The following is a 273-nucleotide window of genomic DNA, read 5'->3' as shown; positions in this document are numbered from 1 at the left end:
ATCGGTCAGCTCTTCCGGCACCTCGACACCTCGGAAGCACCCAGCAGAACCAAGAAGGCGTTTCCCCTTGAGCGTCTGAAAGGCATGCCATGTATCGGCAACCGGCTGATCGCTGAACTTGACGGCGTACTTGAAAGCCTCCATGAACCCCTCGGCGGGATCTCCAACGATGGGCCGCACATCAACGATGAAGCTGTCCCCGGTGATCTGGTGCCAATCCCGCGACAAGCGCTCCTGGCTGGGCTCGACCTCGGCCAAGGCGATCATGTGCAG

1 pseudogene is annotated in these 273 nt (G+C 60.4%); it reads right to left on the bottom strand.

What is annotated here, in order from left to right:
* Positions 1-273, bottom strand: a pseudogene (locus tag ABG80_RS22280) (protein rep); the annotation flags it as partial.

Origin of the sequence: Aquabacterium parvum (genome assembly GCF_001447195.1) — a bacterium.
Classification (GTDB): Bacteria; Pseudomonadota; Gammaproteobacteria; order Burkholderiales; family Burkholderiaceae_C; genus Aquabacterium; species Aquabacterium parvum.
Note: the sequence above shows the minus strand (reverse complement) of the source record. Positions and strands in the feature narration are given on the sequence as shown.